Below are 18320 nucleotides of genomic sequence, written 5' to 3'. Positions count from 1 at the left end.
TAAAATCACTGTCCTTTAAATTCATTTATAAATACCACCACACTTAAAGATGAGGGAAGACTAATCTTCTCCCCAGTCCTATATTTAAATATTTTTTCTTCTTTATATGAAAGATCAAAGCCGGCAAAGATTGTGCCTGTAAATCCATTTTCATCTAAAGCCTCAGAAATTGAATTTGCGTTATTCTCCTTGTCGGTTAAAAAAGCGAATGAAGCTTTTGGATCAAGATTTTCAAAATCAAGCTGCCTGCCATGACCTGAAAGCAAGGTAAAATCCTGAAAAGATAATTTTAATTTAGAAAATAAATAAGAAACACTTGAAATTCCAGGGAATACTTCAAAATCTCCCTTAAAATTTCTCTTAAAATATTCCAAAAGACCATAAAAACTGGGATCACCTGATATTAAAATAGCAGCATCTTTTTCATCTTCGAGCTTTTCCATAAGAGTTTTTGTAGATTCTATTAAATATATATCATCTCTTATATTTTTAAAAGTTTCCTTAACCCTTCTATAAGCAAAAACTTTTTCTGCTTTTATGATTTCCTTCTTGTTAATTTCAGTTAAATATCTAGGATCTCCAGGTCCTATCCCAATTAATTTAATCATCTTTTTATTCCTTTTTCCATAGTATAAATATATGCCCTAACTTTAATATCATCATCTTTAAGATAGGTCTTAATTCTCTTTTCAATTCCTCTTTCCATATCGTCTAAGATAAAGCCCATAGAATTTTCAATCAAATAATTTGCCGCCTCTTCGCTAGAAGTAAATGATTCTATAGTATCAAAATCATAAATTCCTCTCTTTGCCATATAGTAGACAAAAGATTCCAGTCTTAAATCACAAACCTTGTTGTGAGTGTTAAAAGCTCCCAAGGCAAGTTTAGAAAATTTTCCAATATGTCCAAGAAGCTTAAAATCTCTAACATTTTTTTCATAAGCATAAGTTAAAGCATCCCCCATATAATTGCTAACTTGAACTAGACTAGGGTTTAAAAAAAGATCTTTGGCAAATCTTTCCCCATAAGATCCTGGAACGAAAACAATTCTATCCTTTTCTCCATTTAAAATTAGGGTGTCAATCTCTATATAAATTGTCTTTAAAAGAGCATCCAAACTCATGGGTTCAACTATTCCGCTCGTTCCTATAATAGAAATTCCTCCCTCGATTCCAAAATTTTTATTATAGGTTTTTTTAGCTACCTCTTCTCCTCTAGGGGCAAATATAGTTATATCAAAAAAATGCCCTGGAAAATCTTCTCTTAATCTCTTATCAATCATTTTTCTAGGCATAGGATTTATCGCAGGGTCTCCAATTTTCCCAAAAAGATTTTTCTTCTTTATAATTCCAATACCTTTACCACCAAAAAACCTATTTTCGCCAAGATTATTTTCAGAAAGCTCAGCAAAAATTTCAAGTCCAGAAGTTGCATCCTTGTCATCTCCGCCATCTTTTATGGCGGAAGCTATAGCTTTATTTCCCCTTATTTCAAAAGACTCTATCTCGATTTCAAAAGAGTAAGAACTTGGAGTATTTATCTTTACAAATTTAATTTTTTCCCCATATAATAATAGATTGCATGCAGCAACAACGGCTGCCTCAGCTGTTGATCCAGTAGTATAACCACATCTAAGATTATTCTTATAAAGCTCTAACTTTTTCAATCTCTTTCAGTCACCATATAAAGACAAGCATTAATTATAGAAGCTGCAACATTTGATCCGCCCTTTGTAGAAAGTGTAGTTATAAGTGGAATATTATTATAAGAATATAAAAGTTCTTTTGATTCTTTCGCTCCTACAAATCCTACTGGAACTCCAATTATGCAAATCGGTTTAAATCCCTTATCTACTTCTTCTAAAAGTTTGAAAAGAGCAGTTGGAGCATTTCCTACTGAAAAAACCTTAACTCCTTCTTCTACCGCTTTTTCTATTGCTGCATAACTTCTAGTAGTGCCATTTTTCTTAGCTTTTTCAAAAATATCTGGATCAGAAACATAGGAAACTATTTCAATATTATTTTTGTTAAGGGCTTTCTTATTAACTCCTGCCTTGGTCATATTTGTATCAGTATAAATCTTTTCTCCACTTAAAATAGCCTTCTTAAATTCTCCAACAAAATCTTCTTTGAATTTTATTATTTCCTTATAAGAAGGATCTCCAGTTGTGTGGATGATTCTCTTAACAACAATTTTTTCTTCATCAGTAAAAGAAGTTTTGTCCATTTCTTCTTCAATTATATCCATAGACTTACTTTCAATTTCCTTGGGACTATTTATATACACTTTTCTCTCTCCTTTAAAAAGTTTACAATGTTTTCTAAAAGTTCTAAATTTCCTATGAAATTTATATGCTGATAAAGTAAATAAGTGTTTTTATACCTATATGAAGCCATCCTAGTTTTCCCATTAGACGCTTTTTCTAAAATAAAATACTTTTCTATATCTTTGGTTTCCTTTGAATAGTGAAATTCATGAACTGGAATTTTCATTCCCTCTTTAAAAATTTCACCATCCTCAATAGGTTTTAGATAATATAGGCCAAAATTTTGAAGCCTTTCAGTCATAGTAGTTTCAAAGTCAAATATTGAAACAAGTGGGAAAAAGTCCATAGCTTTAGAAAGATAGATCGGATTTTCAGAATAAATTAGTCCTCCTCTTTCCGAAAAATCTTTTATTTCTTTCAATAGACTTTTATTTAAGCTTAACTGTTCTAAATATTTTTCAGGATAACCACCTGCTATATATAAAAACTCCACATCACCTATAGACTTATCTCTAAGAGGTGAAATATAATGTACATCAAAATATTTTTCAAAAAGAAACTTATTTTCAGCATACAAAAAATTCATAGATTCATCATAAACTATACCCATCTTTGCCCTATAGTCAAAATCCTTAAGGTCGTTTATAATATTTCTTTCTACAAAAAGATTAGCTATTGAATCTAAGTCCAAAGTTTCCCTAGCCCTATCCAGAATTTTATCTAGTGAACTTGTAAATTTTTCACTATCAATTGAAAGGCCCAGCTTTTCACTAGGAAGTACAAGATCATCGTAATTTTCAAGAAAACCTAAAACCTTAATACTTAAATTTTCTTCGACCATAGTCTTTAGCATTTGATATATTTGAGGCTTAATTTTTGAGAAAATAATTCCCTTTATTCTTCCCTTTGATTCTTCAATAAATCCCCTAAGCTTTGGAATAATAGAATACATCTCCCCTTTTGGATTATAGACAAGAATAGTATTTATATCTAAAAATTTAGCTATTTCATATGTAGAGGTCTTTTTTGTAATTCCAATTCCATCAAAGTATCCCATCATACCTTCAACAATTCCATATTCTTCTTTTGAAATAGCAATCCTTCTATTAACGCCTTTTTCTCCCATCAAAAAAAGATCTATATTCCTTTTTGGGCTTTCAGAAGCTATGCTTAAAAGCTGGGAATCTATAAAATCCCCACCACCCTTAAATCCAGTTATATCATATCCACTTTTTCTAAATAGCCTTAGAATAATACTAGTAGTTACAGTTTTTCCAGAGTTAGAGGAAAGGGCAGAAATATTTAATAATTTCATAGGATTTCCTCTAATCTTTCAAAGAAAATATTCTTTATTTTTTCCCTTTCTAAAAGACCTTTTAGATCAATCTTTACATCAAAACCATTTTCTTCCAAGATAGACTTCCAGGAATCTTTATCATCTGAAGCCATATCATTTTTAGCATGGTCTCCTGCAACTAAGAGAAAAGGTGCCAAGGTAACTTTCTTTATATTTTTCTTTTTTAACTCATCTATAAGCTCAAAAATACCATAATCACCTTCTAAACTAGCTAAAAAAGCACACTCTCCATGATGACTAAAAGAGTCATTTAAAAGTTCATAATCCTTATCTCTTGAATGCCTTGAACCGTGTCCCATAAGAACTAGAGCATCTGTATCATAGTGAAGAGCTTCCATAATTTCCTCAGAAAAAGAGTTAATATTTAAATCTCCATGAATTAAAGCTCTAGAAATTTTAATATTAGAGTCAAAACTCTTAGAAACCCTTTCTACCCCTTCATACTCAAATCCCTCAATAACATATAGGGCAAAAATTCTTATATCCTTAATCCCTTTTTTATATAAATTTTCTAAAGCAATTTTAGTATTTGGGTAAAATTCTCCTTTTTTTTCTACAATTTTCCTAACCATTTCAGATGAAAAAGCCTCAACTATCTCATAATCTGGAAATCTATTTTTTAACTCCAAAACAAGACTCTTAAAAGATTTTTCATAAGCATCTTCGTGGCTAGTACCAAAAGATTGAACAATTATTGCCTTATCCATTTTTCTTCCTTCCCAAAATAAGTGCCATATAGGACCTATTTTTTATTATATTTTCTGATCCTCTTAAAATTTCTTCTCCATCTAGTGAAAGTCTTTTAACTAAAGATAGTTCATATCCAGAGCTTTCAAGTTTTTCAAGATCCTTTATATCAAGTCCCCTTGCTTTAAGTAGAGCAAAGGAATCTTGATTTGGTAAACTATCTAAACTGTCAATAAGAGTAAAGCTTTCTCCTTTTAAAACCAAGGGCATATTAATTCTAGCTGCAGCTGCTACAAAAGATGGAATTCCTGAAACAAGTCTAATATCTATATTAGAAAGATACTTTTCCAAATTCAAATAAGAAGAATAAATCATAGCATCTCCAATCATAATAAAACTAACATTTGAATTTGCAAGATTTTCTTTAATCGTCTGAGCTAATTTTTCGTAGTGATCATCACCTACATTTAGCATATCAGACTTTACTTCAACAACTTTTTTCCCATCTAAAAAGTCCCTAACAGTATCTAGTGCTTGAGTTTTTCCCTTGTTGTTTATAGCTACAACCACCTCAGAATCTTTAAGGGCATCGATAGCTTCAAGAGTTAAATATTTTTTATCTCCCGGCCCAGTTCCAATAATATATAATTTATTCATCTATCTTTCCTTTCTAAAAAAACTTTCAAAGTCTTCTGTGGTTCTAATATTAAGATCTACTCCATAGCCTAAAATATCCATAAACTTTGGAATATAGGGATAGCCTAGGTTCTTTTCCTTGAGAAAATCCCATTTTGTAAGTATCGTCCTATCTCCATCGTATATTAATCTGCCCTTTTCCAAAACTAAAATTCTATCAGCCCAAGACCAAATAAAATCAAGATTGTGAGATGAAATTAAAAGAGTTGTTCCATCATTTTCTAATTTTTCTAAAACATCTTTAAGGCTTAAAATATTTTTTTCATCTACACCAGAGGTCGGTTCGTCAAATATTAAAAGCTCTGGTTTTAAAATAGAAAGAGCTGCTATACTTACTAATTTTTTCTGTCCTCCTGAAAGCTCATCTAGACATTTATCCTTAAGTTTTTCTATGCCAAAAAATTCTAAACTTTTATTAATCTTTTCATCTATTTCATCTTTTTCTATCCCATTATTTATAAGGCCAAAAGAAAGTTCCTCATAGACAGTAGATGCAATAAAAAAATCATCTGGGTCTTGAAAAACTAAGCCAAGTTTTTTTCTTAATTTAACTAGGTCTTTTTTCTTTTCAATAGCTTCATTGTCTAAGAAAATTTTTCCCTTTGATTTTTCCAAAAGTCCTAAAAAATTTAGAAAAAGAGTAGACTTACCCGCTCCATTTCTACCTATAAGTCCAATCTTATCGCCCTTATTTATAGTAAGATTTATATCTTTTATAGCTTCTTTTTCCTCAAATGGATATTTAAAAGAAAGCGACTCACACCTAAATAATTCCAATTTTTTCTCCAATTAAAATAATTATTAAAATAATAGTTAAAAGTAAATAGTAGTAGGGAAAAATTTCCCTATCATTCCTTATAAAATTAACACTTCCATCAAATCCCCTAGCATCTAAGGCAACCATATTTCTTCTGGATGCATAAAGGGAATCTTTAAGTAAGGACTTTGCTATAAGGTAAAAGCTTCTCTTTTTAGCCCTATATCCTCCATCTCCCTCCCTTAAAGAAGCAGATATGCTTTTTTTCATAAATATATTATAGGTCTTAGTTATATAAGTTCTTATAACTAGCATCAGCTCTATTATCGTACTAGGAAGTTTTAACTTCTTAAGTCCATAAATAATACTATTTAGAGGGCTAGTTAAACTTAGACAAAGGGAAAGAAAATAAGAAGCCAAAATTACAAAATACATACTTCTAGCATTTCTAAAAGAAGCCTGGCTTGAGTAAAAATTTATTCCATTATCTAAATTTAATTCATAAGCTAGGGAAAGAACTGAAATACTAATAAAAAATAAAGGCAGTGAAATAATAGAAATTATTGATCTTATGCCTATCTTGTCCCTAATAATTAAAATATAAACAAAAAATATAAAGCATAAAATAGCTGAAAGTAAGTTTTTTGAAATTATCAATAAAATGACACTTAAAAAAGTAAATAGAATTTTAAAAGCTCCATCATAGCTTTTAAAGTTTGACCTCCTACTTATTGTTTCAAATGATAGAAGATGACTATGCTTATCTCTTCCTAAATTAAGTATAATAAAAAGGGCTAAGCTAATAAAAATAGCACTAGCCCAATTTAACTTATTCTTTAATAGTAAAAAGAGAGTCAAACTACTAATAAAGTTTTTTATCATTTACTTTTGAAACTTCTTTCTTGCTATGAAATAACCGAGTCCATATCCAACAACTCCTGCACCAAGTGCAGCTTGAAGAGCAAATAATAAAGATTCGGTTTCTCCTCCTGGTGGCACAAGTAAACTTTCAGCCCAAGGTTCATAGTTTGGATCAATTTCAGTAATAGCTTCTTCTGCTTGTCCATCTGCTCCACCAAACTCAGAATCTTTAATAGTTAAAAGTGGAACAACAGCTATTAATACGCAAAGAAGTAGTGGAAGTATAATTTTTTTCTTAGTCATTTAAGCCTCCAAATATCCAATAAGATTTAGTTCTTCTTTAGCTAAACTTTCTAGACTTGATAAAAGAACCATAGTTAATAAACCTTCGATTATTGCAAGTGGAACTTGAGTTACTGCAAAAATTCCAAAGAATTTTGTAAAACTTGCCATAACACCACCAACTTCTTGTGGGTGAGCAAAAGCAAGCTGAACGGCAGTTACTACATAAGTTGAAAGAGCTCCAAGTGCTGAAGCAATAAATATTCTAAAAGATTTAGGTGCTTTACCTTTTAGGACCTTAAATAAACCATAAGATACTAATGGTCCAACAATTCCCATAGAAAAAGTATTAGCTCCAAGAGTAGTTAATCCACCATGTGCAAGTAAAACCGCTTGGAAAAATAAAATAATAACTCCAATAACACTAGCTGCAAAAGGTCCAAAAAGTATTGCAACTAAGCCCATTCCAGTTGGGTGAGATGATGATCCTGTAACGGATGGGATTTTTAAAGCTGAAAGAGTAAAAGCAAAGGCTCCACTCATAGCTAAGATGATTAGAACTCTCTTGTCTTTTAATCTTATTGAAGAAAGCTTTTTAATACCAATAATTAAAAAAGGTAGACAAACGACACCCCAAAAAATTGCATGACCAACTGGTAAAAAACCTTCCATAATATGCATGCATGCATATGCAGGACTTATCGCAAGAAGTAGAAAAAGACCTACATAACCTGCGAGTGAAACAAGTTTTTTCATATATTCCTCCTATAAAAAATACCGAACGATGACTCGCACGGCTTAGTAGTATAATTATGTATTTCAATATAAACTCTAAGGCGTGAGATTTCATTATGCTTCGTGTTCTGACTTAAGACTCAAACACTCTTGTTCGCCTTCCCAATTTCTCAGTGGCATAATGAACAAAAGCTTGTCTATTACAGCAGCGGCCTCTGTGAGGGATTTTCACCCTACTTCCTTAGGATCAACCTAAAACACATAATGTTATACAACTTAAGTGTAACACTTCTTATTTTTTTGTCAAGGAATTATATTAAATTATTTTAACTTTTTTGCTATATCCTTTGCAAAATAAGTTATGATTAATTTAGCTCCTGCTCTCTTTATAGAGTAGTGCGCTTCAAGAATTGCATCTTCATTTAAAAGTCCTTTATCAACAGCATCTCTAAGCATTTGATATTCACCAGAAACAAAATATGCACAAATTGGAATATTAAAATTATCTTTAACCCTTCTTACAACATCCAGATAAGTTAAAGCCGGCTTTACAATAACAAGATCGCAACCTTCTAAAATATCAAACTCAGTTTCTCTTAGGGCTTCATCAGAATTTCTATAATCCATTTGGTAGGTCTTTCTATCTCCAAATGATGGAGCTGAATCGGCAGCATCCCTAAAAGGTCCATAAAAGCTTGAAGAATATTTTGCAGAATAAGACATAATAGGAATATTTACAAAACCTTCACCATCCAATGCATCCCTTATAGCCTTAACCCTTCCATCCATCATATCTGATGGTGCAATCATATCTGCACCAGCTCTTGCATGAGATAGGGCAATTTTAGAAAGAGAATCTAAAGTTTTGTCATTATTTACATATCCATCTTCATCTAATATTCCGCAGTGACCATGGGAGGTGTATTCGCACATACAAAGATCAGTTATAACATACATTTTTGGATGCTTTTCCTTAATCTTCCTTACCGCCTTTTGAATAATTCCGTTTTCATCGTAACTTGACTTTCCATAAGGATCTTTAGAGTTTGGAATTCCAAAAAGAATTATAGAATTTATTCCAAGATCTAAAAGATCTTTTATTTCAAGTAAAAGATTATCAATAGAGTATCTAAATTGACCAGTCATAGATGGAATTTCATCTTTTACCCCCTCACCTTCAACAACAAAAAGTGGATAGATAAGGTCGTTTTTACTAATACTTGTTTCTGAAACCATATCCCTAACAATTTTATTTCTTCTAAGTCTTCTAGTTCTATTAATCATTTAAAACTAATCCTTTCTAATAATATTTATAATATCTTCAATAGTTGATTTTTCTGACTCCCTATATGGATTAAAAAATCTTTTTTTAATTGCACTTGTAGTTATCTCCCCAATGGAAATAATCTTACCTTTTTTTAGTAAATCCTCTGCCCTTTCATAACTTTCGTAAAAATTATTAAAAGATGAAGAAGAGGTAAATACAAGATAAGGAGATTCTAGTTTCAATAAACTTTCAAAAATTTCACTATTAACTTCCTTTTCATTCTCATAGACTGGAAAAGAATTTAAGTCGCAAATTTTATCAAGATCAAGTAAAATTTCCTCTCTAGTAATATTGGATCTTGGATAAAGAACTTTAAGCTTTCTAGGTCCAGAAATTTCCTTTAGTTTTTGAACAAGTGACTCTCCAACAGCCTTTTGAGATACATAATCTACCTTTACATAAAATTCATTTAGTGCTTTTTCGGTCTTTGGCCCAATGGCTAAGAATTTTGTATTTGAAAAATCTCTCAGATCAAATTTTTTAAAAAAAGCTGTGAAAAAACCATTAACAGCATTTTGAGAAGAAAAAATAACAAGGTCATAGCTTTTTAAATCACCAATTTTACTTAAAATAAAATCATCAGGAAGATAATTTATCTTAAAACTAGGAAGCAAAAAAGCATTGGCCCCCATCTCATTAAAAGCCTTAAGAGTTTTTTCTCCCCTTATCCTATCCCTAAATAAAACAACATTTTTTGAAAAAAGAGGTTTCGCCATTAAAAAATCAAGCTCATCACTAAGTTTCACCGTTTCTCCAACTATAAGTAGCGATGGCGATTTAAATTTTTTCTTAAGTATCTCACCCTCAAGTTTTTCCAAACTACTAATAATCTTTCTAGTATTAAAATTTGCAGCATTTTCAACAGCAGCAGCTGGAGTCTTTGGATCCATGCCAGCATCCATAAGACCTTTAGTAATCTCTCCTATCCTAGATAAGCCCATCAAAAAAACAATAGTCCCATCAAGTCCTGCAAGTTTTTTATAGTCTAAATCAGAATCATCAGCTTTATGACCAGTAAAAACATGAAAAGATCTAGAAACTTTTCTGTGGCTTAGAGGGATTCCAGCAAAAGTAAGTCCACCCGAAAAAGAAGAAATTCCAGGAATAACCTCAAAGACAATTCCCCTTTCCCTTAAATAAAGAGCCTCCTCTGATCCTCTTCCAAAAACATAGGGATCTCCGCCCTTAAGCCTAGTAACAACTTTTCCTTCTAGAGCTTCACGAGCCAAAAGATGATTAATCTCATCTTGGGTCATAGTATGATTTTTATTTTCCTTGCCAACATAAATAAGCCTTGCCCCATCCTTTGCAAAGGATAAAAGATTTTTATTAACCAGCCTATCATAGACAATAACATCAGAAATTTTTAACTTATCTAGTCCCCTAAGTGTAATTAAATCCTCAAATCCAGGTCCTGCTCCAGTTAAATAAACAATCCCCTTACTCATAAATCTCTCCTAACTCCTTAAGTCTTTCCTTTAAATCTTCACTAGCCATCTTGGCAAGTTCAGTAAAATTCTTGGATCTATAAACACCTTTTACATAGGCTTTATTTTTTGCAAGAGAAGCATACAAAACAAAATCTTCCCCTTCAATATCCAAGAATGCCCCCATAGGATCCTTGCAAGAACCATTTAATTCCTTAAGAAAAGATCTTTCAACAAATTTTTGAATTCTTGTTTTTTCATCACTTAACTTAAAGAAAAGATCGTCTAAATCTTTTCTCTCTTCCCTTATCTCAAGGCCTAAAATTCCCTGACAAGGATGCGGAGTAAAAGATTTGCCCAACACTTCATAATGGTTAGAAAGGCCTAGCCTATTTAAGCCAGCTTCAGCCAAAATAAGACCTGTAAGATTTTCCTCCTTCATCTTTCTAATTCTAGTTTCGACATTTCCCCTTATTGGAACAATTTCTGCATGGGGAAGAATTTTTAAAACTTCAAAAGCCCTCCTCTTAGACCCAGTTCCAATTCTCACTTTTTCATTAGCTAATTCAGCAATTGTCCTTGAATCATTTGAAACAAATGCGTCAAAAGCTGATTCTCTTCTCGGAGAATAAGAAAGCTTTAAGCCCTTGGGAAGTATAGATGGAAGATCCTTTAAACTATGGACAGCAAAATCAATTTCACCAGATAAAAGCTCCTTTTCAATCTCCCTAGTGAAAATTTCCTTGCCACCCAACTTTTCAATTGAATCTTTTCTATTTAAATCCCCAGTAGTTTTTATTATCTTAATCTCGCAGCTAACGCCAAACTTTTCTAGAGAAGAAATAATCCCCTTAGTTTGAACAAGTGCCAGATCAGACCCCCTAGTTCCAACCCTAAGCTTCATCGCCTTCACCTAAACTTTCAATTAACTCTCTTAAAGAGCTTATACTTTCCATTTCAAGCCCCTTTTCTAAAAGAAGATACCTATCTTCTCTATTTTTAGTTCTTTTTCTTAAAATATCTAAAAGTTCGAGCTTTTCCTCAGAAAAAGAAAAAGATTTTTCATAAGAATTTTTAAGCTCTTTAGCTAAAAGAGGAAATTTTCCAAAACTTGAAAAGGAAACAGAAATTCCGCTTTTAAGAAAAGAAGCAGGAAAAAATGCGTTAGACCTATCCTTTTTTTCACAGTCAACATATAGAGTCTTAGGATCTAAAGATTTTTTTAGCTTTTCATTAAATTTAGAATCATTAGAAGCCTGGATAATAAGTAAATACTTTTTTAAATTAAGCTTATTTACCCTATTAAAAAAAAGATCCTCTCCACCTTCAAAACCTTCAGAAAAAACATCTGGACAAATTCCATATTCATTTAGTTTTTTAATCTTTCTTTTACCAACCCTTCCAAATCCAATAACTAAAACATCCTTATCTTTAAGATCAACAATTAGTGGAAACATAAAACCTCCTTTATCTTACTTTCAAATACTATTATACAAATTTTGAATAATAAGTAAAATAAAAAAATAAAAAGAGCTTAAGGATTAAGTGAACTGACCTCCTCAAAGTTGGTTTTTCAGGTCCAACTTTTTGGGGTCACCTTATAAGTCCTTATGCCCTTTAAACTTTATAATTTTTCCGTAAAATAATAGGCATTAAAAATTCCCATATAAACTTTTATAAAAAACTAAAGGTAATTTTTAACTATTATTTTTTTAAATTTAATATTTTGAATAATATATTATTTAAAATGGATCAATCTCCATCTTTTCTATAAAAATTTCCCCATCGTCCTTTATTTCAAGGACCACAAAAGTATTTATCCTGTCAAAAGACCTAGTAAAAGAAGGCGATCCTGGATTTATTACTAAAAGATTTTCGTCCCTCTCCAGCAAAAATTTGTGAGTGTGACCAAATATAACAATTTTAGCTCCAAGCTTTATAGCTCTAGCCTTTAAATCACTTGTCCCTCTGTGAACCCTGTTTAAATGTCCATGGACTAGTAGGGTTTCGTATCCATTAAGATTAATTATTTCCTCGTCATTATAATTAGGGTTAAGTGGGTCATTGTTTCCCCTAACAGCTACTGTTTTAACTCCACTTATTAAGGAAATTTCCTCAGCATCTTTTGCATAATCACCAGCATGGAGAATTAAATCTAAGTCAAGATCTTTTAGCTTTAAGGAAAGCTTATCATAAATTCCATGTGTATCTGCTATAAGACCTACTCTCATATAAGTTCCTTTAAGATCTTTTTAGCATTTTCTAAAGCTCTTTTTCTGTGGCTAATTTGATCTTTTTCACTTAAATCCATACTGGCAAAAGTTTTTCCGCTTTCATTTGCTATAAATAATTTATCGTAGCCGAAACCATTTTCGCCAATTTCTTCCTCAGCAATCCTTCCTAAAACTTCTCCCTTAGAAAGATAAATTTCTCCATTTGAATATATAGCAATAACAGTTCTAAAAGTCGCAGACCTATTGTCTTTTCCTAAAAGCTCCTTTAAAAGTTTGTCCCTATTATCCTTCTCGCTGCAATTATCTCCAGCAAATCTAGCAGTCCTAACTCCAAGTTCAAGAGGAAGTGCATCTACAAAAAGGCCAGTATCATCTGCAAGAATTATATCTTCTGGAAATATATTCTTTAGAAAAAGAGCCTTTATTTTTGCATTATCTTCAAGGCTTTCGCCGTCTTCAACAATATCTACTTCCTTTTCCAAAAGTTCATTCATTCCAAAAATTTCAAGATCCAAATCCTTGTAGATATCTTTTATCTCCCTAATCTTGCCCCTATTTCCAGATGCAATTATAAGTCTTTTACCCATTAGGCTTCCTCCAGTTTTTTTAAAATAATTTCATTGAACTTAACTGGATTTCCCTTGCCCTTGGATTTTTTCATACACATTCCAACCAAAAATCCTAAAGCCCTATCCTTACCATTTTTATAATCGATAATTGACTGTTCATTTTCAGCTAAAACTTCTTCCACAATTTTTAAAAGAAAATCTTCATCTTGAATTTGAATAAGTCCTCTTTCTTTAATAACCTTTTCAATATCCACATCTTCTAGGAAAAATTCCTTTAAAAGTTTCTTGGCAGTATTTGTATTTACCTTGTCTTCCTTAACATAATTTATAAGAGTCGCAAGATTTTTTGAAGTAAATTTAAGTTCATCAGACTCCATTTCATTTTCATTTAAATTTCTTAGAACATCAGATATAATCCAATTTGCAGTTCTCTTTGAGTCCTTAGTTAGATCCAAAGTTTCTTCAAAATACCTAGAAATATTTAAATCCTTAGAAATAATATCTGCATCATATTCACTTAAACCATAATCCTTTATGAATCTAACTAACCTTTCGCCAGGAAGTTCTGGAAGATTTTTTCTAATATTTTCTATAAATTCATCGCTTAATTCAAGCTCACCTAAATCTCCCTCATAGGAATATCTATAATCGTCTTTTTCTTCCTTGGTTCTCATAAGCTTGGTTTCTCCAAGCAAATCATCCCATCTTCTAGTTTGCTTAACTTCAACAATTCCCTTTTCCAAAAACTCCTTTTGTCTTTTTTCTTCAAAGGCAATAGCTTTTTGAACAGCCTTAAATGAGTTGATATTTTTAATCTCGGCAATACCAGTTTTCCTATCCCCGTCCACAAGATTTATATTTACATCGCACCTTAAAGATCCTTCTTCCATCTTGACATCAGATACGCCAATATACTTTAAAGTCTGTTTAAGAATAGTTAAAAACTCCCTTGCTTCTTCTTTAGAAGAAATATCTGGATAAGTTACAATTTCAATAAGTGGAACTCCAGACCTGTTGTAGTCCATGAGAGTTTCTCCCTCTTCAGTGTGAAGAGATTTTCCCGTATCTTCTTCTATATGAATTCTTTGAATCCTAATCTTTTTCTTATTTCCATAAGGTCCTATTTCTATATAGCCATCTCTACAAAGAGGAATTTCATCTTGAGAGATTTGAAAACCCTTAACAAGATCCGAATAAAAATATTTTTTCCTATCCATTCTACTTTTTTTATTTATACTTGTAGAAAGAGCAAGTCCAGCCTTTACAGCATATTCTACAGCTCTTTTATTTATTTTTGGCAAGGTTCCAGGGTGGCCCAAGCAAATCTCACAAACATTTGTATTGGCAGGCTTTCCAAACTCGTTCTTACATGAACAAAACATCTTAGTCTTAGTTGAAAGTTCTACGTGGATTTCAAGTCCTATTAAAGTTTTCATTATCTCACCTCCTCAAAAAATCTATTTGCAATACTTAAAAGTTTTTGATCATCAAATTTTTTAGCTATAAGCTGAACGCTTCCTCCGATTCCTTCATTCATAGGTAGACTAATAGCAGGGCTTCCTATAAGATTTGCTAAAACATGGTAGTCACCTTGAGTGAAGTTTCCAACAGTACCTAGTGTATTAGAGAATTGTTTTTCTGGAAGAGATGTAGCCGATGGAGAAAGAATAATATCAAAAGATTCAAAAGATTTTTCTAGCTCATCCACAATAAGCTTTCTAGCAGTTAGCGCTTTTTCATAGATCTTTCTATCAAAACTTGATCCCAAATAATACATCCCCATAGCAATTCTTCTTTGAACTTCTTCTCCAAAACCAATAGACCTAGTTTTTTTGTAAAGATCATTTAGGTCATCGTAATCTTCGGCTAAATAACCATATCTTATACCATCAAATCTAGATAGATTTGAAGAAGCTTCAGAAGTTGAAATTACAGAATAAGCTGGAGAAAAATATTTTTTATTTTTAAAACTAGTCTCACTAACTTCGCATCCCAATTTTCTAAAAATCTCAATCGCCCTTCTATAATCCTCTTTAACCTTTTTCGTCCCAATAGTCTTCCTCTTTTACAATTCCAACCCTTATTCCATTTAAATCGTCAAATTTTTCTAACTTAAAATCTACTCCCCTTCTAATAGAAGTATCATCTAGCTCATCATATCCGCCAACTACATTTAAAACACTTACAAGATCTATAACATTATTAGAAAAAATTCCAACTTGGTCAAGAGTGTTTGCCATAGATACAACGCCATATCTTGAAATAAGTCCATAGCTAGGCTTATATCCAATAATAGAAGAAAAACTTGCAGGCTGACGAACAGATCCGCCCGTATCTGTACCTATAGAAACAAATGCGTAGCCAAGCCTTTGTCCTGCACCTGAGCCGGAAGAAGAGCCTCCAGGAGAAAGACTTGGATCAATTGGATTTTTAGTTGGATGAAAATATGAACTTTCAGAGTTAGATCCCATAGCAAATTCATCCATATTAGTCTTTCCAATAATAATAGCATCTTCTTCTTCAAGCCTTTTTACAAGACTTGCACTATAAGAAGGAATATAGTCTTCAAGCATCTTTGAAGCGCAGGTTGTCCTAAGTCCTTCAGTTAATATATTGTCCTTTACAAGAATTGGCAGACCAAAAAGTCTTCCTCTTTTGTCCTTTTCTTTTTTATCTAGCTCACCTGCCCTAGCTAGAGCAGTGTCTTTATTTAAGCTGATAAAAACTCCATAAGGATCATCTCCAATTCTTTCAAAAACTCCCCTTACGACATCTTCGACTTTTTCGCCATTTTCTATCTTTTTTCTATAATCAATTATTTCTCTTTCCATTAGTCCACAACCCTTTTAAGTTTAAAATATCCATACTTGGTCGAGTCTGAAAAACTTAAAGCTTTTTCCCTGTCTAGACCCTCCTTTGCCTCATCTTCCCTAAATGAAATCTTATTTTCAGTAATAGAATAAATCTTTTCTCCCTCTTCAAGCTCATCAAGTACACTATTATATTGGGTAAGCGTATTTAACTTATCCAAAAGTTTTGAAAGATCCTTTCCACTTAAATCAAGCTTCGCATCTTCATATATTCTAATAAGATCTTTTTCTTCCAATATTTCTCACTCCTTAACTTCTTCTAAAAAAGTATTTAACATTTCCTTATCTATAATATTAACCCCAAGCTCAATAGCCTTATCCAGCTTAGAACCGGGAGAATCTCCAACTAACAAATAATCTGTATTTTTAGATACAGAAGATCTAGATACAAGTCCATAAGACTCAAGCTTTCCCTCTAATTCCTTTCTAGTGTATCCTTCAAAAGACCCACTTATAACAAAAGACTTACCAGAAAATTTTCCACTTTCTTTTTTAGGACTAGAATCAAGAGATTTTATCTTTAGACCAAGATTTTCAAACTTCTCTAAAACTTTTAAAATCCTATCTTCCCTAAAAAAAGTATAAATAGATTCAGCCGTAACTTCTCCAATATCACTAACAGCTAACAAATCTTCAAGACTTGCATTTTTTATAGCATTAAGACTCTTAAAATGATTTTCAAGATCCCTTGAAGTCTTTGCACCAACAAATCTTATCCCAAGACCAAATAAAAAATTTTTCAAACTTGGATTTTTAGAATTTTCAATAGCATTTAAAAGATTAGTCGCCTTTTTCTTCTTAAACCCATCTAGTCTTAAAAGATCTTCCATCTTTAGCTTGTAAATATCAGAAATATCCTTAATCTCTAAAGACTTATACAAGGCTTCTGCCGTCTTTTCACTAAGCCCCTCAATATTTAGTCCTTCTCTTGAAGCAAAGTGACTAAGAGAATAAATAAGCTGACTAGGACATTCAAGCGGATTAGAGCAGTAAGTATTTACTCCATCTTCCACTAGATCAGAATTGCAAGAAGGACAAAATTTAGGTAAATTTATTTCCCTTAGACCATCCTCATCTTCGTCAATAGCCCTTATAATTTCAGGAATAACCTCATTGCTCCTACGGATTAGAACAGTAGAATTTATCATAACATTCTTTCTTCTAATATCGTCTATATTATTTAGAGTTGCCCTTCTAACAGTCGCTCCACCAATCTCAACCGGGGAAAGAATTGCAATAGGAGTAAGTTTACCTGTCCTACCCACATTCCAAAGGCAGTCCTCAACAGTCGTTTCAAACTCCTCCGCTTCAAACTTATAAGCAATAGCCCACCTAGGAAACCTATTAGTAAAACCTAGAACCTCCCTAGTTTTTAAATCATTGATCTTAATTACAGCCCCGTCTGTTAGTACATCTATCTTAGTCCTATTTTCATCAATATAGTTAAGACATTTTTCAATCTCATCTTCGCTATGAACCTTCTTAGAAGATTCAAAAACCTTAAACTTATTTTCCCTTAAAAAATTTAACATTTCTTCTTGAGAGTGAAAAATCTCCTCCTCAATATAGCCTACATTGTAAAAATAAGTATCTAAATTTCTCTCTTTAGTCTTTCCAGGATCTAAATTCCTTATAGCTCCAGCAGCAGCATTTCTTGCATTTTTAAGCTTAATCTCATTTTTTTCATTGTATTTAGTAAGCTTAGATAAAGGCATAACACCTTCACCTTGAACCTCTATCCTGCCCTTGTAAGAAATACTCAAAGGAATAGAATTTATAGTCCTAATCTGCTCAGTAACATCCTCACCCGTATAACCGTCTCCCCTGGTAGCTCCCTTAACTAAAAGTCCATTTTCATAAGTTAGATTAATAGTAAGTCCATCAAACTTATACTCAACAATATATTCAGCTTCAGGTAATTTTTCCTTATGATCACTATTATAAGAGTCAACTAGCCTATTATTTCTCCTTATCCAGTCCTTAATCTCATCCTTAGTTCTTGCCTTGTCAAGAGAAAGAAGGGGATGAAGATGAATGTGCTTTTGAAACTCATCTAAAACCTTGTAACCAACCCTCCTAGTCGGAGAATCCTCTAGGACAAGAGAAGATTTTTTTTCAAGGCTAACTAATTCATCGAAAAGCCTATCATAAACCTTGTCATCTACGCTTGGCTTATCCAAAGTATAATATTCATAAGCATATCTATTAAGTTTTTTTACAAGCTCTTCCATTCTTTTCTTTAAATCATCCAT

Annotated in this window: 21 protein-coding genes, 1 pseudogene and 1 riboswitch; of the genes and pseudogenes, 1 reads left to right on the top strand and 21 read right to left on the bottom strand. The window is 32.1% G+C overall.

The features are described from left to right. Nucleotides 1–5: 5 nt before the first annotated feature. The 14 genes from cbiE to VLK81_RS02895 form a co-directional block, all read right to left on the bottom strand. A complete protein-coding gene (gene cbiE / locus VLK81_RS02960; RefSeq protein ID WP_324619103.1) occupies nucleotides 6–608 on the bottom strand; it encodes a precorrin-6y C5,15-methyltransferase (decarboxylating) subunit CbiE in 603 nt (200 codons plus the stop codon). After that, nucleotides 605–1666, bottom strand: a complete 1062-nt coding sequence (cbiD, locus tag VLK81_RS02955; RefSeq protein ID WP_324619101.1) for a cobalt-precorrin-5B (C(1))-methyltransferase CbiD — start codon at nucleotides 1664–1666, stop codon at nucleotides 605–607. Before cbiD ends, cbiE begins: the two co-directional genes overlap by 4 nt. Further along, on the bottom strand, nucleotides 1663–2286 hold the full coding sequence (locus tag VLK81_RS02950) for a precorrin-8X methylmutase (protein ID WP_324619099.1): 624 nt from the start codon (nucleotides 2284–2286) through the stop codon (nucleotides 1663–1665). Before VLK81_RS02950 ends, cbiD begins: the two co-directional genes overlap by 4 nt. Further along, entirely contained in the window at nucleotides 2277–3581 is a 1305-nt protein-coding gene (locus VLK81_RS02945; RefSeq protein ID WP_324619098.1) for a nucleotide-binding protein, read from the bottom strand. The genes VLK81_RS02950 and VLK81_RS02945 overlap by 10 nt, the downstream gene beginning before the upstream one ends. Beyond that, the gene (locus tag VLK81_RS02940; protein WP_324619096.1) at nucleotides 3578–4330 is read right to left on the bottom strand and encodes a sirohydrochlorin cobaltochelatase; all 753 of its coding nucleotides are present in this window, start codon (nucleotides 4328–4330) and stop codon (nucleotides 3578–3580) included. Before VLK81_RS02940 ends, VLK81_RS02945 begins: the two co-directional genes overlap by 4 nt. After that, nucleotides 4323–4967, bottom strand: coding sequence for a precorrin-2 C(20)-methyltransferase (locus tag VLK81_RS02935; protein WP_324619095.1), 645 nt, complete (start codon nucleotides 4965–4967; stop codon nucleotides 4323–4325). The genes VLK81_RS02940 and VLK81_RS02935 overlap by 8 nt, the downstream gene beginning before the upstream one ends. Continuing rightward, nucleotides 4968–5783, bottom strand: coding sequence for an energy-coupling factor ABC transporter ATP-binding protein (locus VLK81_RS02930; protein ID WP_324619093.1), 816 nt, complete (start codon nucleotides 5781–5783; stop codon nucleotides 4968–4970). It abuts the gene before it with no gap. Further along, on the bottom strand, nucleotides 5770–6645 hold the full coding sequence (locus tag VLK81_RS02925) for an energy-coupling factor transporter transmembrane component T (RefSeq protein WP_324619091.1): 876 nt from the start codon (nucleotides 6643–6645) through the stop codon (nucleotides 5770–5772). Before VLK81_RS02925 ends, VLK81_RS02930 begins: the two co-directional genes overlap by 14 nt. Then, on the bottom strand, nucleotides 6646–6927 hold the full coding sequence (locus tag VLK81_RS02920) for an energy-coupling factor ABC transporter substrate-binding protein (protein WP_324619089.1): 282 nt from the start codon (nucleotides 6925–6927) through the stop codon (nucleotides 6646–6648). Continuing rightward, complete coding sequence (locus VLK81_RS02915; RefSeq protein WP_324619087.1) at nucleotides 6928–7662, bottom strand: energy-coupling factor ABC transporter permease; 735 nt, start codon at nucleotides 7660–7662, stop codon at nucleotides 6928–6930. A 79-nt stretch (nucleotides 7663–7741) separates the two neighbouring features. After that, nucleotides 7742–7921: riboswitch (cobalamin riboswitch) on the bottom strand. A gap of 41 nt (nucleotides 7922–7962) precedes the next feature. After that, nucleotides 7963–8925, bottom strand: a complete 963-nt coding sequence (gene hemB / locus VLK81_RS02910) for a porphobilinogen synthase (protein WP_324619085.1) — start codon at nucleotides 8923–8925, stop codon at nucleotides 7963–7965. A 6-nt stretch (nucleotides 8926–8931) separates the two neighbouring features. Further along, nucleotides 8932–10416: a uroporphyrinogen-III C-methyltransferase gene (gene cobA, locus VLK81_RS02905; protein WP_324619083.1), complete on the bottom strand. Its 1485-nt coding sequence runs from the start codon at nucleotides 10414–10416 to the stop codon at nucleotides 8932–8934. After that, nucleotides 10409–11299, bottom strand: coding sequence for a hydroxymethylbilane synthase (hemC, locus tag VLK81_RS02900; RefSeq protein ID WP_324619081.1), 891 nt, complete (start codon nucleotides 11297–11299; stop codon nucleotides 10409–10411). Before hemC ends, cobA begins: the two co-directional genes overlap by 8 nt. Further along, the gene (locus VLK81_RS02895; RefSeq protein WP_324619080.1) at nucleotides 11289–11852 is read right to left on the bottom strand and encodes a precorrin-2 dehydrogenase/sirohydrochlorin ferrochelatase family protein; all 564 of its coding nucleotides are present in this window, start codon (nucleotides 11850–11852) and stop codon (nucleotides 11289–11291) included. Before VLK81_RS02895 ends, hemC begins: the two co-directional genes overlap by 11 nt. Before the next feature lie 273 nt (nucleotides 11853–12125). Between VLK81_RS02895 and VLK81_RS09750 the strand changes: the two genes are divergently transcribed. Beyond that, nucleotides 12126–12263 carry a DUF3119 family protein gene (locus VLK81_RS09750; RefSeq protein WP_378142908.1) on the top strand — a complete coding sequence of 46 codons (138 nt, stop codon included), beginning with the start codon at nucleotides 12126–12128 and terminating at the stop codon, nucleotides 12261–12263. Here VLK81_RS09750 and VLK81_RS02890 read toward each other — a convergent pair. From VLK81_RS02890 to ligA, 7 genes and pseudogenes are all read right to left on the bottom strand, one after another. Beyond that, nucleotides 12240–12626 (bottom strand): annotated as a pseudogene (locus VLK81_RS02890) (YfcE family phosphodiesterase); the annotation flags it as partial. The gene VLK81_RS09750 and the pseudogene VLK81_RS02890 overlap by 24 nt on opposite strands. Continuing rightward, on the bottom strand, nucleotides 12623–13216 hold the full coding sequence (gene rdgB, locus VLK81_RS02885; protein WP_324619076.1) for an RdgB/HAM1 family non-canonical purine NTP pyrophosphatase: 594 nt from the start codon (nucleotides 13214–13216) through the stop codon (nucleotides 12623–12625). The pseudogene VLK81_RS02890 and the gene rdgB, both read right to left, overlap by 4 nt. Beyond that, nucleotides 13216–14634, bottom strand: a complete 1419-nt coding sequence (gatB, locus tag VLK81_RS02880; RefSeq protein ID WP_324619074.1) for an Asp-tRNA(Asn)/Glu-tRNA(Gln) amidotransferase subunit GatB — start codon at nucleotides 14632–14634, stop codon at nucleotides 13216–13218. The genes rdgB and gatB overlap by 1 nt, the downstream gene beginning before the upstream one ends. Further along, nucleotides 14634–15194: an amidase family protein gene (locus tag VLK81_RS02875; RefSeq protein WP_324619073.1), complete on the bottom strand. Its 561-nt coding sequence runs from the start codon at nucleotides 15192–15194 to the stop codon at nucleotides 14634–14636. The genes gatB and VLK81_RS02875 overlap by 1 nt, the downstream gene beginning before the upstream one ends. A gap of 37 nt (nucleotides 15195–15231) precedes the next feature. Beyond that, complete coding sequence (locus tag VLK81_RS02870; protein ID WP_324619072.1) at nucleotides 15232–16029, bottom strand: amidase; 798 nt, start codon at nucleotides 16027–16029, stop codon at nucleotides 15232–15234. Next, nucleotides 16029–16304 carry an Asp-tRNA(Asn)/Glu-tRNA(Gln) amidotransferase subunit GatC gene (locus VLK81_RS02865; RefSeq protein ID WP_324619071.1) on the bottom strand — a complete coding sequence of 92 codons (276 nt, stop codon included), beginning with the start codon at nucleotides 16302–16304 and terminating at the stop codon, nucleotides 16029–16031. Before VLK81_RS02865 ends, VLK81_RS02870 begins: the two co-directional genes overlap by 1 nt. A 6-nt stretch (nucleotides 16305–16310) precedes the next feature. Next, nucleotides 16311–18320: an NAD-dependent DNA ligase LigA gene (gene ligA / locus VLK81_RS02860; protein WP_324619070.1), complete on the bottom strand. Its 2010-nt coding sequence runs from the start codon at nucleotides 18318–18320 to the stop codon at nucleotides 16311–16313.

This window comes from Citroniella saccharovorans (genome assembly GCF_035481615.1).
GTDB classification, from domain to species: Bacteria; Bacillota; Clostridia; order Tissierellales; family Peptoniphilaceae; genus Citroniella; species Citroniella saccharovorans.
This window is presented reverse-complemented; position numbering and strand designations above follow the sequence as displayed.